The following is a 25,262-nucleotide window of genomic DNA, read 5'->3' on the forward strand; positions in this document are numbered from 1 at the left end:
AAAGAAGAGGTTGCAATGAAGTGCTTGCAAAGCTGTCTTTGCAAGCCTAGGGTCGTGGCATGCCCACCGAGCCCGGACCCGACCCGCGCACCGACCCGGAGGCGGCCAAGTCCCGCGTCCTGGACGCCCGTTCCCTGCGCGGCCTCGCCCACCCCCTGCGCATCCAGCTCCTGAAGTCGTTGCGCCACGACGGCCCCGCCACCGCCTCCCAACTGGCCGAGCGCCTCGGCGAGTCCAGCGGCGCCACCAGCTACCACCTGCGCCAGCTCGCTGCCCACGGCTTCGTCGAGGACGACCCGCAGCGCGGCAAGGGCCGCGAGCGGTGGTGGAAGGCGGCGCAGGAGGGGACCACCTTCAGCAGGGAACTGCACAACAGCCCCGATCCGGCGGTGCGCGGCGCCGCCGACCTCTTCCTGCACGAGATCGCGAACATCCACACCCAGGAGCTCGGCACCTGGCTCGCCACCTCGCGCGAATGGCCCGAGGAATGGGCCGGCAGCTCGGACATGAGCGACTTCACGCTCCAGCTCACCCCCGAGCAGCTGAGGGAGCTGAACGAGAAGATGCACGCGCTCATCGTCAGCTACCACGGACTGTCCGACGAGGGCTCCGCCCAAGTCCGCCTGCACACCCACTCGTTCCCCCGCCGCCCCACGGACTGAGAGGAACCGCCCGCCATGCACCCCGACACGCACCTGCGCCTCCACCACCAGCGCGCCGGCGAACTGCACGCCCAGGCCGCCGAGTACGCCCGCGCTTCCCGCCCCGAGTCCCGCCGCGCCCTGCGCACCCTGCGCACCCGCCTCGGCTGGACCATGGTCGAGCTGGGCCTGCGCCTCGCCCAGCACCCGCCCGCCCGGCCCGCCCGTATCGCATGACCGCTCAGGGGGGACGAAAACCATTCGCGGCCGTACTGGCCGCCAACACGGTCTCCATCGCCGGCACTTCGCTCACGATGATCGGCGTCCCGTGGTTCGTCCTCGACACCACGGGCAGCGCCGGCCGCGCGGGCGTCGTCGCCTTCTGCGCGACGCTGCCGGTCGTCGTCTCCGCGCTCGTCGGCGGACCGTTCATCGACCGGATCGGCCGCCGCCGGGTCTCCGTCGCCTCCGACCTGGTGTGCGGGCTCGCCGTCGGCGCGATCCCACTGCTGCACTGGGCCGGGGCGCTGGAGTTCTGGATGCTGTGCGCCCTGATGGCGCTGGGCGGCCTCGCCCACACACCCGGCATGACCGCCCGTTACGTCCTGGTCCCCGACCTCGCCGCCCACGCCGGCACCACCCTCGCCCGCGCCGCCAGTCTCTTCGAGGGCGTCTCGCGCGGGGCCCGCATGATCGGCGCCGCGCTCGCCGGCGTACTGATCGCGGTGCTCGGGGCGGAGGCGGTACTGCTGCTCGACGCGGTGACGTTCGCCGTGTCGGCGCTGCTGGTCGCGGGCGGAGTGCGGGGCGTACGGGCGGCCGAGCCGCAAAAAGCCGCGGCGCCGGTGTCGTTCACGACGTACCGCACGGAACTGCGCGAGGGGTACGTCTTCCTGCTGCGCCACCGCCTCCTGCTGGCCGTGGTCCTGATGGTGATGCTCACCAACGGCCTCGACCAGGGCTGGAGTTCGGTGCTCCTGCCCGTCCACGCCAAGGAGAACCTGGGCGGCGCGAGCGACCTCGGCATGCTCACCGCGATCTTCGGCGGCTGCGCGCTGCTCGGCGCCCTGCTCTACGGCGCGGTCGGCGAGCGCTTCCCGCGCCGGGCCGTCTTCACCGTCGCGTTCCTGGTCTGCGGGCTGCCGCGCTTCGTCGTCGCCGCACTGGTGGACGGGACGGCCGCGCTGGCCGTCACGATGGCGGCGGGCGGTCTGGCCGCCGGGATGCTCAACCCCATCCTGACGACGGTGACGTACGAACGCGTCCCCCAGGAGCTGCGCAGCCGCGTCGGCGGCGTGACCACGGCCGGCTGCGAGCTGACGATGCCGCTGGGCGGTCTCGCGGCGGGCCTGCTGGTCGAGGAAGCAGGGCTGGTCACGGCGCTGCTGGTCGTGGGCGGGGCGTACTTCCTGGCCACGCTGAGCCCGGCGCTCTTCCCGTCCTGGCGGGCGATGGACGCCGTACCGGCCGGCGGGCCGCTCAGCAGCTCGGAACCTTCGCGCCCTTCGTCTCCAGGGCGACCAGCGCCCGCACCGCGTCCTTGAGGGTCGTCACCGGCACCAGCCGCAGCCCCGCGGGCTTCTCGGCCTCGGCCTGCGCGCACTCGTCCTTCGGTACGAGGAAGACCGTGGCCCCGTCGCGCCCGGCCGCCTGCGTCTTGAGCGGTACGCCGCCGACCGGGCCCACGTCCCCGCCGGAGGTGATCGTGCCCGTACCGGCGATGGTGCGTCCGCCGGTGAGGTCACCGCCCGCGCCGTTTCCGTCCAGCTTGTTCACGATGCCGAGGGAGAAGAGGAGGCCGGCGCTCGGACCGCCGATGTCGGCGAGGTTGAGATCGACCTTCACCCGGTCGGGACTCTTGTCGAGGTAGCCGAGTGCCGCGTCGACGGCGGTCTCCTGCGACTGCTCCATCTCCGCCACGTTGTGCTTCTCGATCTCGGCGTCGGTGCCGCCGGTGGGGTAGACCGCCTCCTTGGGCAGCACGGCCCGGTCGGTCCTGAACCAGGCGTCGACGACCTGCCCCAGGTCGATGTCGACGGACGGGCCGGTCGCCACGATCGTGGTCATCCGCAGCTGCCCGGTGGTCTCGCGGACCGGGGCCCCGGAAATGGTGATCACCGGCTTGCCCTTGTCGTCACCCAGGACGTTCGCGGTACTGCCGGGCTGCGCCAGGACGTACGGCAGCGGCGCGAAGACGGCCACGGCGAGGAGCGCGAGCACGGGGGCCGCGCAGACGGCGAGGGCACGGGGACGGGAGAGACGTGAGAGCACGCCCCCAATCTAGTGGGCGCGTGCTCTTCTCCCCGCGTGCACCTCTCGCACCGCCGCCCCCACCGTGGGGCGGAGTCTCCCGCGTACGCCGCCGGCACCACCGCGCGGGCCGCGAGCCGTTGCGGTGGTCTCCGGCCGGCGGGCGGCGGGGCTCACCGCAGGGCGTCGGCGACCTCGCGGGCCGCGTCGACCACGCGCGGGCCGACGCGCTCGGGCACCGAATCGGCCAGCATGACCACGCCGACACTGCCTTCGAGGCCGGTGATGCCGACCAGCGGAGCCGCCGCGCCGCTCGCGCCCGCCTCCAGTTCGCCGTGGGTGAGGGTGAAACCGTCGACCGCGAGCGCGCCCTGGCGGGCGGCGAGTATGGCCTTGCCGGCCGCGCCCCGGTCCAGGGGGTGGCGGAAGCCGGTGCGGTAGGCCACGTGGTAGTCCGTCCACGTCGGCTCGACGACCGCGACCGCGAGCGCCTCCGTGCCGTCGACCAGGGTCAGGTGCGCGGTGGCGCCTATGTCCTCGGCGAGCGAGCGCAGCGCGGGCAGGGCGGCCTCCCGTACGAGCGGATGGACCTGACGGCCCAGGCGCAGCACGCCGAGGCCGACGCGGGCACGTCCGCCCAGGTCGCGGCGTACGAGCGCGTGCTGCTCCAGGGTGGCGAGCAGCCGGTAGACGACGGTGCGGTTCACGCCGAGCTTGTTGGAGAGCTCGGTGACGGTCAGACCGTGGTCCGTGTCGGAAAGCAGCTTGAGGACACGAAGTCCCCGGTCGAGCGTCTGGGAGGTTTCCGCGGTCACGACGCCCACTCCTCTGTGGTGAGTGCGGCGGCTCTCTCACGCTGTGCGCCGCCGGTCCCTTCGGCGTCGCGCGCAGAGGCCGCCGGCAGGCCATGGCACCGGCTGCGCTCCGGGGCGGCTCTGCCACGGGGCGTATGCGTTGCGGGAAAGGTAGCGACGGACTCCGCTCAGCGGAAGACCTCGTCCAGAATCCGGGCGCGCATCGCGGAGTTGATCCACAGGGGCACGGGAGGCGGGCGGCGGTGGATCTGGAGGTTCCGCCCCGTACGCGCGAGCGGGGCCCGGAGACGATCCTCCGGGCCCCGCTCGCGTCGTTCGTACGGACGTCACCGCATCCGGGTGGCCCACTCCTGGACCTTCTTGATCCGCTCCTGGAGCTGCCCGGCCGTGGCCTCGGCGCTCGGCGGGCCGCCGCAGACGCGCCGCAGCTCGGTGTGGATCACGCCGTGCGGCTTGCCGGTCTGGTGGACGTACGCGCCGACCATGGTGTTGAGCGACTTGCGCAGTTCCAGCAGCTGCTTGTGCGTGACGACGGGCCGCGCCTCGGCCGGCTTCTCCAGCAGATCCGCATCGGCGGCCGGCTTCTGGCGGCTGTGCGCGATCTGCCGGGTCTGGCGCTTCTGGAGCAGGAGCTGCACCTGGTCCGGCTCCAGCAGGCCGGGGATGCCGAGGTAGTCCTGCTCCTCCTCGCTCCCCGGGTGGGCCTGCATGCCGAACTCGGCGCCGTCGTAGAGCACGCGGTCGAAGACGGCGTCGGACTCCAGCGCCTCGAAGGGCAGCTGGTCCTCGGTCTCCTCGTCCTCCAGCTTCTCGGCGTCGGCGAGGAGCTTGTCCTCCTCCGCGAACGGGTTCTCCTCGTCACTGCCCTTCTTGGGCTTGTCGAGGACGTGGTCCCGCTCGACCTCCATCTCGTTGGCGAATTCGAGGAGCATCGGAATGGTGGGAACGAACACCGACGCGGTCTCGCCGCGTCTGCGCGATCGTACGAAGCGCCCGACGGCCTGGGCGAAGAACAGCGGCGTGGAGATGGTCGTGGCGTACACCCCGACGGCGAGCCTCGGCACGTCGACGCCTTCGGACACCATCCGGACCGCGACCATCCACCGGGAGTCGTCCGCGCTGAACTGGTCGATCTTCTTCGAGGCGGCCTTCTCGTCGGACAGGACGACGGTCGGCCGGTCGCCGGTGATCTTCTTGAGGATCTTGGCGTACTCGCGGGCGGTGTCCTGGTCCGACGCGATGACGAGGCCGCCGGCGTCCGGGATGCCCTTGCGTACTTCGGTCAGCCGGGTGTCGGCGGCGGCGAGCACGTTCGGGATCCACTCGCCCGTCGGCGCGAGGGCCGTGCGCCAGGCCTGCCCGATGGCGTCCTTGGTCATCGGCTCGCCGAGCCGGGCGGCGATCTCGTCGCCGGCCTTGGTGCGCCACCGCATGTTGCCGCTGTAGGAGAGGAATATGACGGGCCGCACGACGCCGTCGGCCAGGGCGTTGCCGTAGCCGTAGGTGTAGTCGGCGGAGGACCGCCGGATTCCGTCGTTCCCCTCCTCGTACGCGACGAAGGGGATGGGGTTGGTGTCGGACCGGAACGGCGTACCCGTGAGCGCGAGGCGCCGGGTCGCCGGGTCGAACGCCTCCTGGCATGCCTCGCCCCAGGACTTCGAGTCACCGGCGTGGTGGATCTCGTCGAGGATCACCAGCGTCTTGCGCTGCTCGCACCGGTTGCGGTGCAGCATCGGGCGCACGCCGACACCCGCGTAGGTGACGGCGACGCCGTGGTACTCCTTGCTGAGCGGACCGGCGCTGTAGTCCGGGTCGAGCTTGATGCCTATACGGGCCGCTGCCTCCGCCCACTGCTTCTTGAGGTGCTCGGTGGGCGCGACGACGGTGATCTGCTGCACGACGTGGTGGTGCAGCAGCCACGAGGCGAGCGTCAGCGCGAAGGTCGTCTTTCCGGCGCCGGGCGTCGCGACGGCGAGGAAGTCGCGCGGCTGGTCCTGGATGTACTTCTCCAGCGCCCCCTGCTGCCAGGCGCGCAGCTTGTTGGCGGTGCCCCAGGGGGCGCGGCCGGGGAAGGCGGGTGAGAGGTGGTGGGAGGCGGTAGTAGTCACGGTCTCCGGTTCGCGGGGCTCTCGGGGTCACAGGGGGCACGTACGGCAACCGGGCCACCCTACCGGCGGCCCGCCCGGCTGCTCCCACGAACGCCGCCGGGCGACCCGCCGGTGGGACCTACCTCACACGCGTGCGGGAGGCGTTTCACCCGTCCCGCGTCCGCAGTCTGGTCGCCACCCACGCTCCGGCCAGCGCGACCCCCGCCATCGGCAGGAACACCGCCGCGAAGGCCGCGGGGTGGGACGCGGACGTGGCGGCCGCCGTGTGCGCCGCGCCGACCGTGCCGCCGCCCAGGGCCGCGAAGACCGCGCCGCCGACGGCCAGGAGCATGACGTTGGACAGGCCGTCGGAGATCTGCAGGGCGGCGGAGTTCGACCCCGCTTCGTGCGGGGCCGACAGCTTGAGCAGCAGCACGCTCGTCGAGGCGATGACCAAACCCATGCCGAAGCAGCCGACGCCCCACGCGACCGCGACCACCCACACCGGCACGGCGGCGATCAGGACGCTGGGCGCCGCCGCGATGGCCGCCGCGACCAGCACCATCCCGGCGGGCACCAGCCGCTCGCGGTACGGCTCCACGCGCGGCCGGGACTGTACGAACGAACCCAGCGCCCAGGTCGCCCCGCCGGCCGCGAGCGAGAACCCGGCCAGCGTCGGCGACAGCCCGCGCTGGGTGACCAGCATCAGCGGGACGAAGGACTCCGCCGCGATGAACGACCCCGCGGCGATCCCCCGCAGCAGCACCACCGACGGCAGCCCGCGCGCCGCGACGTACGTGCCGCGCGGCAGCAGTCCGAGCACGGCGGGCACCAGCAGCGCGCCGCCCACCGCCGCCGGGAGCAGGGAGAGCCACCGCAGGTCCTGGCCCGCGTACTGGAGCAGCCCGGCGCCCAGCGAGATGCCGAGCGCGAGCCGGATGCGGCGGCGGTCGAAGGCGGGGACGGGTGCGCCCGGGTCGGCGGGGCCGGAGGCCGTGCGGCGTATCGCGGGCAGGGCGATGGCGAGCGGGAAGACGACCAGGGCGGGGATGCCGACGAACACCCACCGCCAGCCGAGGTGCTCGGTCACCGTCCCGGACACCAGCGGGCCGACGACGGACGGCACCACCCAGCTCGCGGCGAAGGCGGCCAGGATCGCGGGCTGCAGCCGGGACGGGTAGGCGCGGCTGACGACGACGTACAGCGCGACGATCACGAGTCCGCCGCCGAGGCCCTGGACCGCGCGGCCGAGGATGAACAGCCACATCGCGTCCGCCGTGCCGGAGAGCAGCAGCCCGGCCCCGAAGGCGCTGATGCCGGTGGCGAGCGGGGCGAGCGGCCCCCGGCGGTCGGCCCACTGCCCGGACAGGACCATGGCGAAGAGGCTGGTGGTGAAGTACGAGGAGAAGGCGAAGGCGTAGAGGGAGACGCCGTTCAGCTCGCGGGCGGCGACGGGCATGGCCGTACCGACGGCGGTCGCCTCGAACGCGATCAGCAGGACGACGGCGATGATGCCGACGCTCAGCGCGCGGTGGCTCCTGCCGAGAACGCCGCTCTGTTCCTCGGGTACGCCGGGTATCTCGTCTGCTGCGGGCGCGACCTCGGCGTCGCGTGGCTCCAGGGCGGTCATTCGCCCAGAGTAAGGGGCGAAACGCTGGATGGACCCTGTCGTTCGGCGGGAAGGCGGTGGGCCTTTGGTCCTACGACCGAGGGCGGTTCATGAACGCCGTGTGGCAGTCGCGTTGCGGCACGGGCCGACCCCTTGTAGGGCCTTTCCCCGCCGCCCTACGGTCATGACATCAGCACACGGCCGTGTGCCCGAGTGGTTCAGGGACTCGCCTGCAAAGCGAGTTACGCGGGTTCGATTCCCGCCACGGCCTCCCTCGTCCGGGACACGTTCCCGGCCCGCGCTACACCGGCAGTACGCACACCGGGACCGGCGCCGCGAGCGCCGCGCCCGCCGGGGTGAGGCGGCCCGTGCGCCTGTTCACCCGGAACGCCGTCACCGTGCCCGACTTCTGGTTGGCGGCGAACAGCAGCCCGCCGGAGGGATCGAGGGCGATGTGCCGGGGGTACGAGCCGCCGGACGGGGTGACGGACACCGGCCGCAGCGCCGCGCCGCCGCACTCGGCGGCGAAGAGCGCGATGCTGTCTTGGCCCCGGTTGGAGACGTACACGAAGCGCCCGTCGGGCGAGACCACCACGCCCGCCGGGTAGTTGCGCTCCGTGGGCGCGGCCAGCCCGGTGCGCGGCACGGTCGGGTGCGGGGTGCCGGGGGTCAGGATGCCCTCGCGCGCGTCGTAACCGCAGGCGACCAGGGTGCTGTCCAGCTCGTTGACCACGTACGCGTGCCGCCCGGAGGGGTGGAAGGCGAGGTGCCGCGGTCCCGCGCCGGGCCTCGTCGCGGCGCGGGCGTGCTCCCGCAGGGTCCCGGTGCGCGGGTCGAGCCGGTAGGTGTGGAGGGTGTCCGTCCCCAGGTCGACGGCGACGACGTACCGCCCGCCGGGGTCCGTGACCACCATGTGCGCGTGCGGGCCCTCCTGCCGCTCGGGGTCGGGTCCCGAGCCGGTGTGCCGTACGACGTCGGTGGCTTCGCCGAGTGCCCCGTCGCGCCCGACGGGGTGCACCGAGACGCTGCCGCCGGTGTAGTTCGCCGTCAGCAGGAACCGTCCGCCGGGGTGCACCGAGAGGTGGCAGGGGTCCGCGCCGCCGGTGGCGCGGGGCCGCCCCAGCACCCCGGGCGGCGCCCCGGTCCCGACCCGCACGGCGGTGACCGCGCCGTCGGGCCGCTCGTCGACGGCGTACAGGGTGCGGCGGTCCGGCGCGAGCGCGAGGTAGGAGGGGTTGCGCACGCCGGCCAGCACACCGGTGGAGGCCAGGTGTCCCGTGCGCGGCCGGTACGAGGCGAGGCCGATGCCGGTGCCGCCGCCGGGCTGGGTGGTGTACGTGCCCACGTAGGCGCGGCGCGGCCCTGGTGCGGCCCGCGCGCTGCCGGGCACCGCCAGGGTGGCCGCCGCGGCCCCGGCGCCGGCCAGCGCGCCGAACCGACGGCGGGTCAGGCCGGGTGCGGCTGGGGCCGTGTGGGCGGGGGGCGTGCGGGCGCGCGCCACCGCGCCCTCGTCGGCGTCCGTGCCCGTGCCCGGGTTCCCGCCCGTCGCCGTACGCGTGTCGCCCATGGAGCCCCTCGTGCTTCTGGCCGGCCGGCGCCGGCCGGTCGTGCGGCAGTCGTCGCGTCGCATGGTGGCGCGGACCGGTGCGCCGGGACAAGGGGCCGCGCTCCGGGGCGCTCCCGCTCCCGTCGCCCGGCGTAGCGGCCGGCGCCGTCGTCGGGCACCGACCAGCACCGTCCACGCGGAGGGTGAGTAGGCTCGTCCTGCTCATGCCACACCAAGGGGGATCTTTCAGATGGAACGGCCACGCCCGGGCAACGGGCGGCGCATCGGCCCGTACACCCTGATCACCCGCCTCGACTCGGCCGGCGGGTCCGGCGCCCCGCCCGTCCCGGAGCACCGCTTCATCGCCCGGAGCGCGGACGGCGACCGTACGGTGCTGGTGAGCGCGCCGCTGGACGGCGTGGACCCGGGGCGTTTCGTGGTCGAGGCCCAGGCCGCCCGTTATCTGCTGGGCCCGTGGGCGGCTCCCGTGACCGAGTGCTCCGGCCCCTCCCCCTTCCCCTGGCACGCCCGTCCGTACCTTCCCGCGCTGCCGCTCGCGACGGCGCTCGCGGTGTACGGCGGGCCGTTGCCGGAGCACACCGTGCGCGCGCTGGGCGCGGCGCTCGCCGAGACGCTGGCGATCGCGCACGCGGCGGGCACGACCCACGCCGGCGTGTCCCCCGCCGCCGTACTGCTGGCCGGCGACGGGCCGCGCCTCACCTGCTTCGGAGCGGTGCGTGCGGCGGGACCGGACGGCGAACACCGCGGTGGCCTCCCCGGCCTCGACCCGGGCTCGCTCGCACCCGAGCAGGCGAGCGGCGGACGCCCGCGCCCCCCGGGTGACATCTACGGCCTCGGAGCGGTGCTCTCGTACGCGAGCACCGGTCACACCGTGCCGGACCGCGACGAACTCCCCGCGTCCCTGCGCCCGCTGGTCACGGCGTGCCTGTCCAGGGACCCGGCCGCCCGCCCCCAGGCGGTCCGGCTCCTGGAGCAGCTCGCGCCCAGCGCCCCGGCCCCCGGCCCGGGCGCGACGGTGCTCGACTCCCCCGCCACCGCCCCGTACCTCCCCGCGGGCTGGCTGCCGGGCCGCCTGGTGGCCGCCGTCGCCCGTCAGTCGGCCGTCGTTCTCGCCGCCGAACTCCCCGTCCCTGCCCACGGAAACCACTGACTGAGCGATGCCGACGCCCCTCACGCACGACGACCCGCAGACCCTGGGCGCGTACCGACTGATCGCCCGGCTGGGCAGCGGCGGCATGGGTACGGTCTACCTGGCGCGCACCGCCGGCGGCCGCAGGGTCGCGCTGAAGACGGTGCACGCCCGCATCGCGTCCGACCCCGCCTTCCGCACCCGTTTCCGCCTGGAGACGGACGCCGCACGCGTCATCGGCGGCCTGCACGGCGCGGCGGTCTTCGACGCCGACCCGCTCGCCGAAACCCCCTGGATGGCGACGGAGTACGTCCTGGGCCCGCCCCTGGACGACGCGGTCTCCCTCTGCGGCCCCCTGCCCGAACCGTCCGTCCGCGCCCTGGGCGCGGCGCTGTGCGGCGCCCTGTCCCAGCTGCACCGCTCCGACGTCGTGCACCGTGACCTCAAGCCGTCCAACGTGATGATCACGGCGTACGGCCCCAAGATCATCGACTTCGGTATCGCCCGCGCCCTCGGGGACGACCGCCTGACCCGCACGGGCACGGCGGCCGGCACCCCCGCCTACATGTCGCCCGAGCAGGCCACCGGGAGGGAACACTCCCCGGCGGGCGACGTGTTCGCGCTGGCCGGCGTCCTGGTCTTCGCGGCGGCGGGCCACGGACCGTTCGGCAGCGGCCGGCCCGCGGACCTGCTCTACCGCGTCCGCTACGCGGACCCCGACCTGTCGGGCGTACCGGCGTCCCTCGCCCCGGTCCTCGCCCGCTGCCTGGACAAGGACCCGGCGCGGCGCCCCACCACCGGCGAGCTGGCGGCCGAACTCCACGACGGGCACGGGGAGTTCGCCGACCACCTGCCGCCGCCGCTGCTCGGCGAGATCTCCCGCCGGGCGGCGGAGGTCTGGCAGCCCGCCCCGCCCCGGCTGCCGGCCCCGCCCGAGACCCACGAACCCCCCACCCCGGCCACCGGCGCGCCCGCCCCCGGTGGCCTGTCGCGCCGCACGCTGCTCGCGGTGGGCGGCGGTTCGGTGCTGGGCCTGGCTGCGGCGGGGGCGGGTACGTGGGCGTGGCTCGACGGGAGGAGCACGGGCGGCAGGCGCGGCAAGCCCCCCGCGTCCGCCGCCGACGGGCCCGAGCCGCTGTGGCGCGCCGATGTCGCCGACAAGTGGCAGCGCCAACTCCCGATGCCCCTGGGCAAGGTGGTCGCCACGCTGTCGGACGACGCGCTGCTGGGCCTGGACGCCAAGACGGGCAATGAGGTGTGGTCGTACCCGCTGCTGTCCAGCGGGCAGCAGATCACCACGGACGGGAAGGCGGTCTACGGCTTCCTCCCCGACTACGACGAGGGGAAGGGCCTGTCGCTGCACGCCTTCTCGCCCGACGACGGCACCATGCGCCGCCGCGTCGCCCGGCTCGCCGACTTCAACGGCACGGTGAACGACGCGGAGATGATCGCCGCCGCCGGGGGCGTGCTGTACCTGGCCGCCCGGCAGAAAGGCGCCTCGTCCACCGACTACACCGCCCAGGCCAAGGACTGGCGCCTGCTGGCGGTGGACCTGCGGACCGGGAAGAAGCTGTGGCAGCGGTCCACCGGCGTCGTCTACCCGGCCAACGGCTCATTGGCCATCAGCGCCAAGGCCGTCGGCAAGCGCCTGATCGCCGCCGGGAAGGGGGCCGCCACGCCCGACTACAGCGTCGGAGCCATGGACCTCGGCACCGGCGAACGCCTCTGGAGCATGGACATCCCCCGGGAGCGTCTCGACACCTCGTTCCTCATCCCGGGCCAGCTGGCCGCCGACCGCAAGCACGTCTACGTCAGCAGCGGACGCGTCTGGGCCCTGCGGCTCTCCGACGGCAAGGTGGCGTGGGTGTTCGGGGACGACCGCAATACGGGTGACATCGAGCAGAACGGGCGGCGCTACGGCCCCCCGGCCGTCCGGGACTCGGTCGTGTACGCCGCCGAGGGCAGCCGGGGCCTGGTCGCCCTGGACGCGGACACGGGAAAGCTCCTGTGGGAGGAGAAGGAGGACCTGACGAAGGACGACACGCCGCGCCTCGACAGGCCCCCGATCGTCGGCGAGAAGCACGTCTACGCCCCGCTCACCGACGGCATCAGCGCCGTCGACCGCCGTACCCACCGATCCGTCTGGACCTACTCGACGCCCGCGATCCGGTTCGTGGCGCACGCGGCGGCCGGGCAGCTCATCGCCGCCGACACCACCACCGTGACCGCCCTGCCCTTCGAGTGAGAAAGCCTCCACCATGCTCCCCCTCAGCACCGGCGATCCCCTGCGTCTCGGCCCGTACCGCCTCCTCGGCGTGCTCGGCGAAGGAGGTATGGGCAAGGTCTACTTCGGACGGGACGGCGCGGGCGACGCGGCGGCGGTCAAGGTCCTGCGCCCGGAGCTCGCGCACGACGAGAACCTGGCCCGGCGGTTCGTGCGCGAGGCGCAGACCGCGCAGGCCGTGACCGGTGAAGGCGTCGCCCGCGTGCTCGGCGCGCAGACCGAGGGCGGACGGCCCTGGATCGCGGCCGAGTTCCTGGCGGGACCCACCCTCGACGACGCCGTGACGGCGTACGGTCCGCTGGACGACGCCGCCCTGCGGGCCCTCGCGGCGGCCCTCGCCCGCACCCTCCAGGACATCCACACCGCGGGACTCGTCCACCGCGACCTCAAGCCGGCCAACATCGTGCTCACGTCGCGCGGCCCCCGCGTCATCGACTTCGGCATCGCCCGCCCCGAGCACGGTCTGACGCTGACCACCACCGGGCAGATCCCGGTCACCCCCGGATACGGCGCACCCGAGCAGGTCCTCGGGCAGCGGGTCGGCCCGCCCGCCGACGTCTTCTCGCTCGGCGCGGTCCTCGCGTACGCCGCCGGCGGGCGCCGCGCCTACGACGGCCCGCACGTGGCCGGCGTGCAGTACCAGGTCGTGCACGGCGAGCCCGACGTGAGCGCCGTGCCGGAGCACGTCCGGGCCCTTGTCCTGCCCTGCCTAGCCAAGGATCCGGCGCAGCGCCCCGAACCCGCGCGGATCGCGCAGGCGTTCGCCCCCGCGCGGGGGGCCGGCAAGGTCTGGCGGCAGGGCCCGCTGGCCGCCGACATCGGCCGGCGGGAGGCCACCGCCCGGCAACTGGCGGCGACGTTCCCGGCCGAGCCCACCGCGCCCTCCCCCTCCCGCCGCCGTCTGGTCACCACCCTCGCGGCGGGCGGCGCCGTCCTGGCCGCCGGCGGTGGCACGACCGCCTGGTGGCTCAAGGGCGGCGGCCCGAAGGCCGCGCCGAAGCCCGTGGTGGTGCCGCCCGCGGCCAGGACGCCAGAGGCGGCGCTCCTGGCGTCCACGGCGGGCATGACGCCGCTGTGGGGGCCCGAGTCGCTGGCCGGTCCGCGCACCCCGGCCCCGCTGCCGGTGCGCGACGTCGTACTCCTGGAGGCACCCAACGGCGGCCTGGCGGCGCACCACGTGACGGACGGCCGGCAGAAGTGGCTGGCCTCCGGCGTGAAGGCGTCCGCCGGTTACGTGACGGTCTCCGACCGGCTGGTCGTGACCGCGGACGCGGAAGGCGCCCTGCACGCGTTCGTCGCCTCCAGCGGCAGGCGCGCCTGGACGGCTCCGGACGCCGACGCGGAGAAGCTCCTGGCGGCGGACGCCCGCACGGTCTACGTGATGACCCGGGAGCGGCAGCTGCGCGCGGTCAGCACGGCGACGCGCAAGGTGCTGTGGTCACGGTCGACGCCCGTGCGGACGACGGCGCTGGAGCCGCCCGCGGCGGCGACCGGCCAGGGGCGTCTGGTCCTCTTCCCCTCGGACGGTCATGTGGTCGTCGTGGACACGACCACCGGCGGGACGGTGTGGGACATCCCCGACCAGGGCACGGCGGCCCTCCGTCCGGCGATCAGCAAGGGCACGGTGTTCTTCGGGGGCAGGACCCTGTGCGCGCTCTCGCTCGCCACCGGCAACGAGCTCTGGTCCGTGGACGCGGAGAGCAAGGTCGGGCAGGACTCCGGCGGCTGGGGACCCCCGGCGGTCCGGGGCGACGAGGTGTACGCCGTCGACTACCTGGACCTCCACCGCTACGGGGCGGGCGACGGCGAACGGAAGTGGAAGACCTACCTGCGGAGCTACGAGGGCACCCGGTCGCTGCCCGTCGTCCAGGGCGGCACCGTGTGGGTCGCCGAGACGAAGGGCTACGGCCTCACCGCCGTCAGTGCGCGCACGGGCGACGACGTCGAGGGGTACCGGTTCGGCGACACGGCCGCCTACACGACAGCGGGCGACGGCAACCGCTTCTTCGCCACGCACGACGGCTCCGTGGTCGCCCTGCCCGTGCGCCGCTAGCGCCCCCGGCCCCGCCCGGAACCCGCTACGCGGAGGGAGTGGCCACCGCCGCCTGCGGGCGGATCGGCAGCCGGTTGACCGGGCGGCCCGTCGCCGCGCGGACCGCCGAGGCGATCGCGGCGGGCGAGGTGACCACCGGGACCGCGCTGGCCGGCTTCGCGCCGAAGGGGGCGACCACGTCGCGCTCCTCCACCAGGCTCACGATGCGGATGTCCGGGGCGTCCAGGGACGTCGGGAGCGCGTAGTGGGTGAGGTCGGGGTGGCGGACGAGGCCCCTGGGGGTCCGCAGGTTCTCCGTCAGCGCGGCGCCCACGCCCTGCGTGACACCCGCCTCGATACGGGTCGCCAGCTGGGCCGGGTTCAGGACGCGGCCCACGTCCTGGGCCACCGCCATCTCCACCACGCGGATCGAGCCCAGCTCGATGTCGACGTCCACGATGGCGCGGATCGCGCAGAACGCCAGGCCCACGAACGCGTCGCCCTGCCCGGCGTCGTCGAGGGGCTCGGTCGGGTGCGGGCGGCACTGGGCGGTGGCCCAGAGTTCCTTGCCGTCCATCGCCTCCGTCACCGTGGTGGACAGCACCCCGTCGTACGACGTGATCTTGCCGTCGGCGATCTGGAGCAGCTCGGTCGACATCCCGAACTTGTGCGCCAGGGGCTGGAGCAGCTGGGTGCGGACCATCTTCGCCGCGCGTTCCACCGCGCCGCCCGAGACCCAGGTGTGGCGGCCGTGCGTCGCCGCGCCCGCCGGGGGCTGGTCGGTGTCCACCGGAGCCACGTGGACCTCATCGACGCCCAGGACGTCCTGCACGATCTGGCGCGCGAGCGTGGTGAAGCCCTGGCCGGTCTCGACCGCCGCGCAGATCACCGTCGCCACGCCGTCGTGGACCTTCACGGTCGCCGTGGAGACCTCGTCCGCGCCCTCCGCGCCCAGCATGTGCACCATGCCCACCGCGTAGCCGACGCCGCGGCGTACGGCGCTCGGCTCGCCCGCGCCCTCGGGGCCGCCGGGCAGCAGCCAGTCGTCCTGCGGGGTGTCCTTGGGGAGGGTGGGGAGCGGGTAGTCGCGTACGGCGCGCAGCAGTTCGGCCACGGGGGCGGGGCAGGTCACCGTCTGGCCGGTGGGCAGCAGGTCGCCCGTGGCCAGGACGTTGCGCAGGCGCAGCTCCGCCGGGTCGAGGCCCAGCTTCGCCGCGAGCTTGTCCATCTGGCCCTCGTACGCCGCGCACACCTGCAGGGCGCCCTCGCCGCGCACGTGGCCCGACGGGGGGTTGTTCGTACGGACCGCCCAGCCCTCGATGAAGGCGTGCGGGACCACGTACGGGCCGCAGGCGAAGGAGACGGCCGCCGCGAGTGATTCGGACGAGGCGTCGGCGTACGCGCCCGCGTCCAGGAGGATCTGCGCCTCGACCTTGACCAGGCGGCCCTCCGCGTCCGCGTGGTGGCGGTAGCGCAGGAGGGTCGGGTGGCGGTGGGCGTGGCCGAGGAACGACTCCTCGCGGGTGGCGGCCAGTTTGACCGGGCAGCCGGTCCTCAGGGCCAGCAGGCCGAGGGGGATCTGGAAGCTGCCGTCCTCGCGGTCGCCGGTGGCGCCCGGGACCCCGGTGACGACGACCTTCACGCGCTCCTGCTCCAGGCCGAAGCACGCGGCGGCGCGGTCGCGGTCGGTGTGCGGGTCGGTGGAGGCGGTGTAGATCTCCACGCCGCCGTCCGGGCGGGGCACGGCGAGACCGGCCTCGGCGCCGATGGGCGCCGGGTCCTGGCGGCCGATGCGGTACAGGCCCTCGACGATCACTTCGCCGGCGGCATCGGGGTCGCCGAAGCGCAGCGGGATGTGACGGATCAGGTTGCCGTCGGGGTGCAGCGGCTCGGCGGCGAAGGCCTGCTCCGGGTCGGTGACCGGTTCGAGGACCTCGAACTCGACGGCGATGGCGGCGGCGGCCAGCCGGGCCGTGTCGGGGTGGTCTGCGGCCACGGCGGCGATCGCCTCGCCGTGGTGGCGCACCACGTCGGAGGCGAACACCGGGCGGTCGACGACGCTGCGGCCGTGCGAGGGATCGCCGGGCACGTCCTGGTGGGTCACCACGGCCCGTACGCCGGGCATGCCGGTCGCCGCGGACGTGTCGATCGCGACGATGCGGGCGTGGGCGTGCGGCGAGCGCAGCACGGCGGCCCAGAGCAGGCCCTCCGCCCAGAGGTCGGAGGCGTACGGGAAGGTGCCCTCGGTCTTCGCGCGCGCGTCGGCCGGCGGGAGGGACGCGCCGAGGCCGTGGGCGGGCGCATCCGGGTGGCGCTCGGTCTGGGCGCCGTCGACCGCCGTCGCGCTGGTCGCGGTGGCCGCGTCGTTGCTCACGCCATCCCTCCGTCGTGCGGGTGCTCGTGCGGGTTTCCGTGGGGATGCGGGTGGACGCCGCCCGCGCCGGGGGGCGCCTGGTGCGGGATGCGGGCTTCCTCGGCGGCGGAGGTCGCCTCGCGCTCGGCGACGACCTCGCGGACGGCTTCGAGTACGCCGCGGTAGCCCGAGCAGCGGCAGAGGTTGCCGCAGAGGGCCTGCCGGGTCTCCAGGTCGCTCGGGGCGTGGTTGCCCTCCAGCAGGTCGTGGACCGTCATCGCCATGCCGGGTACGCAGAAACCGCACTGGACCGCGCCGCAGTTCGCGAGGGCGCGCTGTACGTCGGACGGTTCGCCGTCGGTGGCCAGGCCCTCGACCGTACGGACCTCACTGCCGGCGGCGGTGGCGGCGGGCACCAGGCAGGAGGCGACCAGGCGGCCGTCGACCTGGACGGCGCAGGCCCCGCACTCGCCCTGGGAGCAGCCGTCCTTGGCGCCGGCCAGGCCGAGGCGCTCGCGGAGGACGTAGAGCAGTGACTCGCCGATCCAGGCGTCGGTGACGGGGCGGTCGGCGCCGTTCACCCGCAGGACGTAGGAGGCGTGCGGGTGCTCGCTGTGGTCGTCCTGCGGGGCGGCCTGAGGGTCGCCGCCGGGCGGCGCGGCCTCGGGGGCTTCCGGGCCGGCGACGCGCCGGGTCCTCTCCTCGGAGGCCGGCCCCTCGGGTACGCCGGTCTCCTCGGGGTGGTCGTGTCCGGCGTCCCGCGGGGGGCGCCCCGGCTCGTCCCCCGCCGGCTCCGCGAGGTGCTGCGGGGCGGCTTCGGGGGCGTCCTGCACCGGGGCGGGCTCCGGCTGCGGCTCGAAGCCGGGCGCGGGGTGGGCGGGGAAGTCGTGCGGCGGTGCGTCGGCTTCCGCCGGGGGCTGCGTCGCCCAGGGGGCGGCGGCCCCGCCGGGCAGCGTCCGGGCCGCCTCGGCGGTGTCCGCCCAGGGGGCGGGCGCGCCGCCGGGCAGCGTCGCGGGAGGCCGGCCGGTGTTCCAGTGGGACGCCAGGGCGGAGGTCGTGAACTCGCCCGACTCGTCCGGGAGGTCGCCCCGCGCCACCGGGATCGTCCACTGGCCGGTGAGTTCGGACGCCACGGACGGTGTCGGCTCGGGGGCCGTCTCGAAGTTCCACTGGCCGGTCGCCCCGGCGTCGTGCGGCTGCGCGCTCTGCGGTTCCGGCCAGCGCGTCTCGCCCGGCGCCGGGGACCAGGCGCCGGTCGCAGCGGGGTCGCTCGCGGCCGGGATCCGCGGCGGTACGTAGTCGTGGCCGGGCGCCGCCAGGGGGTCGCCGTACGCGCCGAAGTCCGTCATGCCCTCGGGCAGGTGGACGAACGCCGTCGCCTCGGCGTCGTACTCGCCGCCCTGCGGGGTCGGCTGCCAGCCGCCGGGGTCCGGCGCCCCGGGGGTCTCGTTCTCGCTCACGCCAGTGCCCTCCCCAGCGCTCGTCGGGCCAGTGCGGCGACCGTGCGCCGCAGGTGCAGTACAGCGGGTGGCAGAGCGGCGGCCTCGGCGCCGTCCACCGGCGCCGGGTCCGGGATGCAGGCGGCGGCGACGTACTCGCCGAAGGCGGCGCAGGCGTCCGGGGCCAGCTTGCGGTCCGCGTCCCAGTCGATCAGCGAGGCGATCCAGCGCTCCGCCTCCAGCGGCCGCAGCGGCATCGGCGCGATGGCGCCGACGGCGCACCGCACCTCGCGCCGCGCCGGGTCGAGGACCAGGGCGAGGGACGCGGTGGCGCGGCCGGGGCCGGTGCGGCCGGTGGCCTTGAAGAAGACCTGAGGGGCGTGCAGCAGCGGTACGCGCACGAAGCCGATCAGCTCGCCCGCGCCCAGCAGGTCGCGGCCGGCGAGGAGGTGCGAGACGGGGGTCTCACGGCGTACGCCGCCGGGCCCCGCGATCACCAGCGTCGCTTCCATCGCGGCCAGTACGGGCAGGGTGTCGCCGGTGGGCGCGGCGGTGACGATGTTGCCGCCGAGGGTGCCCGCGTTGCGGATCTGGGGCGGGCCGGCGGCGCGCGCGGCCGCCGCGAGCGCCGGGATGAGGGCCGCGAAGTCGGGCCGTCCCATCCGGGCGTGCGTGAGACCGGCGCCGAGCAGCGCGTTTCCGTCCTGGTACTGCCAGCCCCTGATCTCGCTGATCCGGCCGAGCCCGACCAGTGCGGCGGGCCGCAGCTGCCCGGAGTTCACGGATGCCATCAGATCCGTGCCGCCCGCGACGGGCACGGCGGCAGGCATGGCGGTGAGTGCCGCCACGGCCTCGTCGAGCGAGGCCGGGAGCGTCACGAACTGCGCCGCCTGCGGTGCGTGCGTGGTCAACCCAGCTGCCCCTTCCCGGTGTCCCGGCTGTCCCGCTGTTGCGCCGTACGGTACGTGCTCACAGCCCGGACGAGGCAACTCTGGCACATCTTGCGAACCGACCGACGCGAGGGTCCACTGGGGACCCCTCGTCCCCGGCCAGGGCATAGGTCCGCTTTCACACCCCATGGGCGGTGAGGGTGAATTGCTGCTCTTCAGTTGGTTTGCTTACGACGTGTGCCGAGCCGGGGCGTCTCCACGGTCCCAGGCCCGGCACGGTGCGGCACGCTCCTTGCCGTCCGGCTCACACGTTTGGGGGCGACCCCTCGATCGGGCGTCCGAGACTCGCCGGATCGCCGTTGGGCGCCGGCCGCTGCTGCCAGGGCAACGGGCCGCCCGGTGGCCGGTAGTCGACTCCGAGCGCGTCAAGCCGCTTGTAATGGGCCGCCATGCGCGCCTCGAACCCGGCGAAGTCACGTTCGGCGGGTGCCGGCAGGTCCGCCCAGGCGACCTCGGCGAACGCGGCGAGACGGGGGAACGTCTGGTAGTCGACCCGGCTCTGGTTCTCCATCACCTCGGTCCAGACGTTGGCCTGGGTGCCCAGGATGTGCCGGGCCTCCGCGGGCGTCAGCTCCGGCGGCACGGGCTCGAAGCGGTAGACGTCCTCCAGCGTGCGTACGTACCCGATGGGCATCGGCTCGTCGGGGCCGCCGTCCTGGCGGTGGTCGAGGTAGACCTGCTGCTCGGGGCACATGACGACGTCGTGCCCGGCCCGGGCGGCGGCGATCCCGCCGGCGTAACCGCGCCAGGAGGAGACGGCCGCCCCCGGCGCGAGGCCGCCTTCGAGGATCTCGTCCCAGCCGATCAGGCGGCGGCCGCGCTCGGTGAGCCAGGTGTCGAAGTGCCGGACGAACCAGGACTGGAGTTCTTCCTCGTCCGCCAGGCTCAGTTCCTCCATCCGCGCCTGGACGGCCGGGGACCGCTTCCACTGGTCCTTCAGCGCCTCGTCGCCGCCGACGTGGACGAAGGTGGAGGGGAAGAGCGCGAGGACCTCCTCGAAGACGCCCTCGAAGAAGCGCAGGGTGTGGTCGGTGGGGGCGAGTACGTTCTGGCTGATCCCCCAGGTGTCCCAGACGGAGAGGGGGGCGTCCGCGCAGCCGAGTTCCGGATACGCGGCGATGGCCGCCTGCGAATGGCCCGGGATGTCGATCTCGGGGACGACGGTGATGTGCCGCTCGCCGGCGTACGCGACGATCTCGCGGATGTCGTCCTGCGTGTAGTAACCGCCGTGCGGCGTCTCGGTCCACAGGTCCGATGCCCGGTGGCCGTATTTGGTGCGCGCCCGCCACGCGCCGGTCCCGGTCAGTTTCGGATGGCGCTTGATCTCGACGCGCCAGCCCTGGTCGTCGGTGAGGTGGAAGTGGAAGACGTTGAGCTTGTGCGCGGCGAGCAGGTCCAGATAGCGCAGCACGCCGTCCTTGGGCATGAAGTGGCGTGCCACGTCGAGCATCAGGCCGCGCCAGGCGAAGCGCGGCCTGTCCTCGATGGCCACCATCGGTACGGACCACTGACGGGCCGGGTCGAGGGGCGCCCGCCGGAAGGCGTCCGGTCCGAGCAGCTGACGCAGCGTCTGCGCGCCCCAGAAGACGCCCGCCGGGCCTCCGCCCTCGATGAGGACCAGATAGCCGTCCACGACGAGGCGGTAGCCCTCCGGGCCGAGGTCCTGCTCGACCCCGGGGTCGACGCGCAGTTCGATGCGGTTGCCGCCGCTGTCGCGTTCGGTGTCGGCGCCGGTGCCGTCGGGCAGGGGCAGTCCGGTGGCGGCGCCCACCGTGGCGCGCAGCCAGCGGGCGACGCCCTCGGTGCCGGGCCGGGCGAACAGGGCGGTGTCGTGGCCGAGGGGGTAGTGGCCCTGGGCGGGAGGCGCCCAGGGAGCGGCTCCGGGAGCCGGTACCAGATCGAGCATGGCGTCAGTCCTTAACCGCTCCGCCCAGCCCCGAGACCAGGCGTCGCTGTACGAGTACGAAGAAGACCAGCACCGGGACGGTCATCACCGTCGACGCTGCCATGATCCCGCCCCAGTCATTCTCCTCGGGCTTGAAGAAAACCAGCAGCGCCATCGGAAGTGTCGACTGCGAGGTGTCGCTGATGATGAAGGACTTGGCGAAGAGGAAGTCGTTCCAGGTGGAGATGAAGGAGAAGACGCTCGTCGCGACGAGGCCCGGGAAGACCAGCGGGAAAAGGATCTGCCACAGGAAGCGGGAGCGGCTCGCGCCGTCGATGTACGCCGCTTCCTCCAGCGCCTCGGGTACGGCTTTCACGAAGCCGCGCAGCATCCACACGGCGAAGGGCAGCGAGAAGGCGATGTGCGGCAGGATCAGCGAGCCGAGCGTGTTGAGTTGTCCGAAGTCCCTCATGAGGAAGAAGAGCGGGATCGTCAGCGCTTCGATCGGCACCATCTGCGCGACGAGGAACATGATCAGGAGGGTGGTGCGGAACCTGAAGCGGAACCGGGTGACCGCCGTGGCCGCCAGGAATGCGATGAGCGCCGAGGCGATCACCACGACCGATGCCACGAGCAGGCTGTTGAGGAAATAGCGGCCGAATTCCTGCTGTTCGAAGACCCGCCGGAAGGAGTCGAGCGACGGGGAAAGCGTCCACGGCCTGGCCTCGGCCGACTGGATCTCGCCCGCCGGTTTGAACGCGGAAAGCACCATCCAGTACAGCGGGAAAGCCACGATCAGCGCGATCAGCAGCGCCGACGCCTCCGCCGCGAGCCGCCAGGGACGGCGTACGAAGGTCATATCTCTTCTCCCTGACGTCGCAGCAGCCGCAGGTACACGAGCGTGACCGCGAGGAGGATCACCAGCATGACGACGCCGATCGCCGAGCCCAGGCTGTACTGCGAGGACGCGAACGCCTTCTGGTAGGCGTAGACGTTGAGCACGAGGTTCTGGCCGGCGATGCCGCCGCCGTTGGTCATGACGTAGATCTGGGTGAAGATCTTGAAGTCCCAGATGACCGACTGGATGGTGACGACCACCAGGATCGGCCGCAGCATCGGCGCCATGACCGACCGCCAGATCCGCCACTGCGAGGCGCCGTCGAGCGACGCCGCCTCCAGCACCTCCCCCGGGATCGCCCGGATGCCCGCGTACACGGTCACCATCACGAACGGGAACGAGCACCACACGACTTCGAGGAGGACGAGCGCGAAGGCGCTGTAGCGGCCGTACGTCCACGAGTGGTCGCCGAGCCCCAGCACCTGGTTGACGGGTCCGAAGTCCGGGTCGAAGAGAAACACCCAGACGGTGGAACCGGTGATCGCCGGAGTGGCCCACGCGCCGAGCGCGGCCATCATCAGCGCGAGCCGGGGCACGGCCCGTACGCGCGTCAGCAGCACGGCCAGCGCGCAGCCGAGCGACAGCGTGGCGAGGACGCAGGCCGCCGCGAAGACGACGGTCGCGAGGAGGACCTGCCAGAACTGCGGGTCCTCGAAGAGGGTCGCGTAGTTGCCCAGGCCCTTGAAGGTGGTCGGCTCGCCGCCGCTGACCTGCGCCTGGGTGTACTCCAGGAAGGAGATCAGGCCGAGCTGGTAGATCGGGTAGACGAGGAGGCCGCCGAGCACGACGAGGGCGGGCGCGAGGTAGAGCCACGGCGTCCAGCCGCCGGTGCGCCGTGCGGCCGCGGTCGTACCGCTCAACGTGCCGCGCCGAACGCGTCGTTCATCTTCTCCGCCGCGTCGCCGGAGGCCGCCGCGACGTCCTTGCGGCCGCTGACCACCTCCTGGAACATCGTCGGCAGCACCAGCGAGGAGTCGATCTGCGCCCAGCCGGGTGAGGCCGGAGCCGCCTTGGCGCCCGCCGCGAGCGTCTTGATGAACGGCTCGATGAACGGCTCCTTCTCCGCCGCCGTCTCGCGCACGTCGGTGTACGTCGGCAGGAAGCCCATCGCGTCGAAGAGCTCTCCCTGCGTCTTCTTGCCGGCCAGTTCCTTCATCAGGTCGACGGCGAGCGTGCGGTGCGAACTGCTCTTGAGCACGCCGAGGTTGTTGCCGCCCGCGAAGGCGGGCGCGATCTCCCCGGCCCTGACGCCCGGCAGCGGCACCACCGCGTACTTGCCCTTCACCGTGCCGGCCTCGACGGCGGCATGGCTGAAGTCGCCGCCGATCGCCATGCCCGCCTTGCCGGACGCGAAGGCGGTGACGGTGTCGTTGCCGCCCATCTCGGCGCACTTGGCGGCCGGGCAGTTGTCGTCACCGAAGAGCGAGGTGTACGCCTTGATGCCCTTGCGAGCGGCCGGGCTGTCGATGGCGGAGGTGTACGTTCCGCCGCTCTCCTCGGCGAGTTCGCCGCCGTGGGCCCAGATGAAGGGCATCGCGCCGTACGTGTACGCGCCGCCGACCGCCAGCCCGTACAGCTCGGGCTTCTCCGCGCGGATCCGCTTCGCGGTGGCGACGAGTTCGGCCTGCGTCTTCGGCGGCTTCAGACCCAGGTCCTCGAAGACGTCGGTGCGGTAGTACAGCGCGCGGACGCCGACGAAGAGCGGGGCGCCGTACACCTTCCCGTCGACGGTCACCGACTGCTTCGCCGTCGGGTCGGTGTCCTCGGCGTCGGGCCAGCCGCCGAACTCCTCGGTGATGTCGGCGAGTCCGCCGTCCTCGACGTAGCCGGCGGTGTCGGTGTTGCCGTACTCGATCAGGTCGGGGGCGCTCTTCGGGTCGTTGAAGGCGGCCTTGATCTTCTGGGCGCGGGTCTCGACCGGTATGTACTCGATCTCGACGTCGGTGCCCTCGTGCCGGGCGCGGAAGGCGTCGACGGCGCGGTCGACGACCTTCTGCTTGGGGCCGTTGCTCACTTCCTGGAAGAGCCAGACGCGCAGCGTGCCGCTCTTCTCGTCGTTCTCCGCGCTGGTGTCGGAGGTCTGCGGGGCACAGGCGGTGGCGGTGAGACCTGCGAGTACGAGGGCGGCCGCGGGCACGGCCAGGCGGGCGGAGAGCTTCATCCGGGGACTCCTGTCGAGTCGGCGTTGCACCATACGCAACGTCGGTTTCGCGCTGCACAACAGGCAGGAATCTAGATCGGCCCCCGCGAGCCGACAAGAGGTCTGAACCACCTCTCCACCACCTTGTGACCGGCGGGAGCATCCTGTGCAACGCGAACGGCCCCCGCGGCGCGCCGATGCGCGCCGCGGGGGCCGTCCCGTACCTACAGCTTGGTGCTACTTCTTGCCGCTGCTGTCCTTGCCGCCCTTGCCACCCTTGTCCTTGTCGCCACCCGCGCCCAGAGACTCGAAGATCTCCTTGCACATCGGACAGACCGGATACTTCTTCGGGTCGCGGCCCGGAACCCAGACCTTGCCGCAGAGCGCGACGACGGGCGTGCCGTCGAGGGCGCTCGCCATGATCTTGTCCTTCTGGACGTAATGGGCGTACCGCTCGTGGTCTCCGTCGCCGCGCGAGGTCTGCGGCGTCGGCTCGACGAGGGTCCCCGTACCTGCCCCGCGCTCGGGCTCGGGCTCAAGAGTGCTCATGGCGTCCAAGGGTACCCACCCCCGGCGCGATCAGTTCAGGCTCGGATCGTCCGGATAGGTCGCGATCATCGCGAGCCTGCTGCGCTGCCGGCGCAGTACGGCCCGCCACAGACTCTCGGGCTCCGGCGACGACACGTCGCCGGGCTCGGACTCCACGACGTACCAGGCGCCGGTCTTCAGCTCCTCCTCCAGTTGGCCGGGCCCCCACCCCGAGTACCCGGCGAAGATGCGCAGCGAGCCGAGCGCCGCCGCGAGGAGTTCCGGCGGGGCCTCCAGGTCGACCAGGCCGATCGCGCCGTACACGCGCCGAAATCCAATGGGGTCCGCCCTGTTCGAGCCCGGCCGGGACCGCGGGGAAGGACCTTCGTCGCCGGGGATCACCGCCACGCCCAGCGCGGAGTCGAGTGCGACGGGGCCGCCCTGGAAGACGACGCCCGGGTCTCCCGCCAGCCCCGCCCAGGGCAGCAGGATGTCGCCGACGCCCACCGGCGTCGGGCGGTTGAGGACCACACCGAGCGAGCCCTCGTCGTCGTGGTCGATGAGGAGCACCACGGCGCGGTCGAAATTCGGGTCCGCCAGGGCCGGGCTGGCCACCAGCAGCCGTCCTGTGAGCGAGGACACCTCCGTCATGGCA

20 protein-coding genes and 1 tRNA gene are annotated in these 25,262 nt (G+C 73.6%); 7 read left to right on the forward strand and 14 right to left on the reverse strand.

Going from position 1 to position 25,262, the window contains the following annotated elements; translation table 11 throughout:
* Window positions 1-59: 59 nt before the first annotated feature.
* Genes IE185_RS24100 through IE185_RS24110 form a run of 3 tightly spaced genes read left to right on the forward strand, consistent with a single transcriptional unit; the run spans window position 60 to window position 2,185 of the window.
* Complete coding sequence (locus IE185_RS24100) at window positions 60-662, forward strand: ArsR/SmtB family transcription factor (RefSeq protein WP_189715983.1); 603 nt, start codon at window positions 60-62, stop codon at window positions 660-662.
* A 15-nt stretch (window positions 663-677) separates the two neighbouring features.
* Window positions 678-878, forward strand: a complete 201-nt coding sequence (locus IE185_RS24105) for a hypothetical protein (protein WP_189715985.1) — start codon at window positions 678-680, stop codon at window positions 876-878.
* Complete coding sequence (locus IE185_RS24110) at window positions 875-2,185, forward strand: MFS transporter (protein ID WP_189715987.1); 1,311 nt, start codon at window positions 875-877, stop codon at window positions 2,183-2,185. Before IE185_RS24105 ends, IE185_RS24110 begins: the two co-directional genes overlap by 4 nt.
* On the opposite strand, the gene IE185_RS24115 is transcribed toward IE185_RS24110, so the two are convergent.
* The 4 genes from IE185_RS24115 to IE185_RS24130 all read right to left on the reverse strand — a co-directional run bounded on the left by IE185_RS24115 (window position 2,121) and on the right by IE185_RS24130 (window position 7,423).
* Window positions 2,121-2,912, reverse strand: a complete 792-nt coding sequence (locus IE185_RS24115; RefSeq protein ID WP_138897286.1) for a S16 family serine protease — start codon at window positions 2,910-2,912, stop codon at window positions 2,121-2,123. The genes IE185_RS24110 and IE185_RS24115 overlap by 65 nt on opposite strands.
* Window positions 2,913-3,064: 152 nt before the next feature.
* A complete protein-coding gene (locus tag IE185_RS24120) occupies window positions 3,065-3,706 on the reverse strand; it encodes an IclR family transcriptional regulator (protein WP_138897285.1) in 642 nt (213 codons plus the stop codon).
* 326 nt (window positions 3,707-4,032) lie between these two features.
* Window positions 4,033-5,814 carry a DEAD/DEAH box helicase gene (locus IE185_RS24125; protein ID WP_138897284.1) on the reverse strand — a complete coding sequence of 594 codons (1,782 nt, stop codon included), beginning with the start codon at window positions 5,812-5,814 and terminating at the stop codon, window positions 4,033-4,035.
* A 145-nt stretch (window positions 5,815-5,959) separates the two neighbouring features.
* The gene (locus IE185_RS24130) at window positions 5,960-7,423 is read right to left on the reverse strand and encodes an MFS transporter (RefSeq protein WP_138897283.1); all 1,464 of its coding nucleotides are present in this window, start codon (window positions 7,421-7,423) and stop codon (window positions 5,960-5,962) included.
* A gap of 178 nt (window positions 7,424-7,601) precedes the next feature.
* Between IE185_RS24130 and IE185_RS24135 the strand changes: the two genes are divergently transcribed.
* Window positions 7,602-7,673 (forward strand) — tRNA-Cys (locus tag IE185_RS24135).
* A 30-nt stretch (window positions 7,674-7,703) separates the two neighbouring features.
* Here IE185_RS24135 and IE185_RS24140 read toward each other — a convergent pair.
* A complete protein-coding gene (locus IE185_RS24140; RefSeq protein WP_189715989.1) occupies window positions 7,704-8,969 on the reverse strand; it encodes a lactonase family protein in 1,266 nt (421 codons plus the stop codon).
* Window positions 8,970-9,198: 229 nt separating this feature from the next.
* Between IE185_RS24140 and IE185_RS24145 the strand changes: the two genes are divergently transcribed.
* The 3 genes from IE185_RS24145 to IE185_RS24155 are packed head-to-tail and all read left to right on the forward strand — an operon-like array spanning window position 9,199 to window position 14,435.
* Window positions 9,199-10,119 (forward strand): protein kinase family protein, encoded by a 921-nt coding sequence (locus IE185_RS24145; RefSeq protein WP_189715991.1) that lies wholly within the window; start codon window positions 9,199-9,201, stop codon window positions 10,117-10,119.
* Window positions 10,120-10,126: 7 nt separating this feature from the next.
* Window positions 10,127-12,343 carry an outer membrane protein assembly factor BamB family protein gene (locus tag IE185_RS24150; RefSeq protein ID WP_189715993.1) on the forward strand — a complete coding sequence of 739 codons (2,217 nt, stop codon included), beginning with the start codon at window positions 10,127-10,129 and terminating at the stop codon, window positions 12,341-12,343.
* A 13-nt stretch (window positions 12,344-12,356) separates the two neighbouring features.
* The gene (locus IE185_RS24155; protein ID WP_189715995.1) at window positions 12,357-14,435 is read left to right on the forward strand and encodes a protein kinase domain-containing protein; all 2,079 of its coding nucleotides are present in this window, start codon (window positions 12,357-12,359) and stop codon (window positions 14,433-14,435) included.
* A gap of 25 nt (window positions 14,436-14,460) precedes the next feature.
* Here the strand turns inward: IE185_RS24155 and IE185_RS24160 are convergent, their stop codons facing one another.
* The 9 genes from IE185_RS24160 to IE185_RS24200 form a co-directional block, all read right to left on the reverse strand.
* The gene (locus tag IE185_RS24160) at window positions 14,461-16,788 is read right to left on the reverse strand and encodes a xanthine dehydrogenase family protein molybdopterin-binding subunit (protein ID WP_189715997.1); all 2,328 of its coding nucleotides are present in this window, start codon (window positions 16,786-16,788) and stop codon (window positions 14,461-14,463) included.
* Window positions 16,785-18,227, reverse strand: coding sequence for a 2Fe-2S iron-sulfur cluster-binding protein (locus tag IE185_RS24165; protein WP_229843667.1), 1,443 nt, complete (start codon window positions 18,225-18,227; stop codon window positions 16,785-16,787). Before IE185_RS24165 ends, IE185_RS24160 begins: the two co-directional genes overlap by 4 nt.
* A complete protein-coding gene (locus IE185_RS24170; protein WP_167519005.1) occupies window positions 18,224-19,117 on the reverse strand; it encodes an FAD binding domain-containing protein in 894 nt (297 codons plus the stop codon). Before IE185_RS24170 ends, IE185_RS24165 begins: the two co-directional genes overlap by 4 nt.
* Window positions 19,118-19,400: 283 nt before the next feature.
* On the reverse strand, window positions 19,401-21,062 hold the full coding sequence (locus tag IE185_RS24175; protein ID WP_138895476.1) for a beta-N-acetylhexosaminidase: 1,662 nt from the start codon (window positions 21,060-21,062) through the stop codon (window positions 19,401-19,403).
* Between the two features lie 4 nt (window positions 21,063-21,066).
* Window positions 21,067-21,900 (reverse strand): carbohydrate ABC transporter permease, encoded by an 834-nt coding sequence (locus tag IE185_RS24180; protein WP_138895475.1) that lies wholly within the window; start codon window positions 21,898-21,900, stop codon window positions 21,067-21,069.
* Entirely contained in the window at window positions 21,897-22,799 is a 903-nt protein-coding gene (locus IE185_RS24185; protein WP_229843668.1) for a carbohydrate ABC transporter permease, read from the reverse strand. Before IE185_RS24185 ends, IE185_RS24180 begins: the two co-directional genes overlap by 4 nt.
* Entirely contained in the window at window positions 22,796-24,100 is a 1,305-nt protein-coding gene (locus IE185_RS24190; protein ID WP_138895474.1) for an extracellular solute-binding protein, read from the reverse strand. Before IE185_RS24190 ends, IE185_RS24185 begins: the two co-directional genes overlap by 4 nt.
* Window positions 24,101-24,316: 216 nt before the next feature.
* Complete coding sequence (locus tag IE185_RS24195) at window positions 24,317-24,628, reverse strand: DUF3039 domain-containing protein (RefSeq protein ID WP_028815328.1); 312 nt, start codon at window positions 24,626-24,628, stop codon at window positions 24,317-24,319.
* 30 nt (window positions 24,629-24,658) lie between these two features.
* The gene (locus tag IE185_RS24200) at window positions 24,659-25,258 is read right to left on the reverse strand and encodes a YqgE/AlgH family protein (protein WP_138895478.1); all 600 of its coding nucleotides are present in this window, start codon (window positions 25,256-25,258) and stop codon (window positions 24,659-24,661) included.
* Window positions 25,259-25,262: the final 4 nt, after the last annotated feature.

This window comes from Streptomyces chryseus, assembly GCF_014650755.1.
GTDB lineage: Bacteria > Actinomycetota > Actinomycetes > Streptomycetales > Streptomycetaceae > Streptomyces > Streptomyces chryseus.

What these genes read in the sequence shown, in the direction of transcription:
- IE185_RS24100 (WP_189715983.1), top strand. Translation starts at nt 60, where the DNA reads ATGCCCACCGAGCCCGGACCCGACCCGCGCACCGACCCGGAGGCGGCC.
- IE185_RS24105 (WP_189715985.1), top strand. Translation starts at nt 678, where the DNA reads ATGCACCCCGACACGCACCTGCGCCTCCACCACCAGCGCGCCGGCGAA.
- IE185_RS24110 (WP_189715987.1), top strand. Translation starts at nt 875, where the DNA reads ATGACCGCTCAGGGGGGACGAAAACCATTCGCGGCCGTACTGGCCGCC.
- IE185_RS24130 (WP_138897283.1), bottom strand. Translation starts at nt 7,423, where the DNA reads ATGACCGCCCTGGAGCCACGCGACGCCGAGGTCGCGCCCGCAGCAGAC.
- IE185_RS24140 (WP_189715989.1), bottom strand. Translation starts at nt 8,969, where the DNA reads ATGGGCGACACGCGTACGGCGACGGGCGGGAACCCGGGCACGGGCACG.
- IE185_RS24145 (WP_189715991.1), top strand. Translation starts at nt 9,199, where the DNA reads ATGGAACGGCCACGCCCGGGCAACGGGCGGCGCATCGGCCCGTACACC.
- IE185_RS24150 (WP_189715993.1), top strand. Translation starts at nt 10,127, where the DNA reads ATGCCGACGCCCCTCACGCACGACGACCCGCAGACCCTGGGCGCGTAC.
- IE185_RS24155 (WP_189715995.1), top strand. Translation starts at nt 12,357, where the DNA reads ATGCTCCCCCTCAGCACCGGCGATCCCCTGCGTCTCGGCCCGTACCGC.
- IE185_RS24175 (WP_138895476.1), bottom strand. Translation starts at nt 21,062, where the DNA reads ATGCTCGATCTGGTACCGGCTCCCGGAGCCGCTCCCTGGGCGCCTCCC.
- IE185_RS24180 (WP_138895475.1), bottom strand. Translation starts at nt 21,900, where the DNA reads ATGACCTTCGTACGCCGTCCCTGGCGGCTCGCGGCGGAGGCGTCGGCG.
- IE185_RS24190 (WP_138895474.1), bottom strand. Translation starts at nt 24,100, where the DNA reads ATGAAGCTCTCCGCCCGCCTGGCCGTGCCCGCGGCCGCCCTCGTACTC.
- IE185_RS24195 (WP_028815328.1), bottom strand. Translation starts at nt 24,628, where the DNA reads ATGAGCACTCTTGAGCCCGAGCCCGAGCGCGGGGCAGGTACGGGGACC.
- IE185_RS24200 (WP_138895478.1), bottom strand. Translation starts at nt 25,258, where the DNA reads ATGACGGAGGTGTCCTCGCTCACAGGACGGCTGCTGGTGGCCAGCCCG.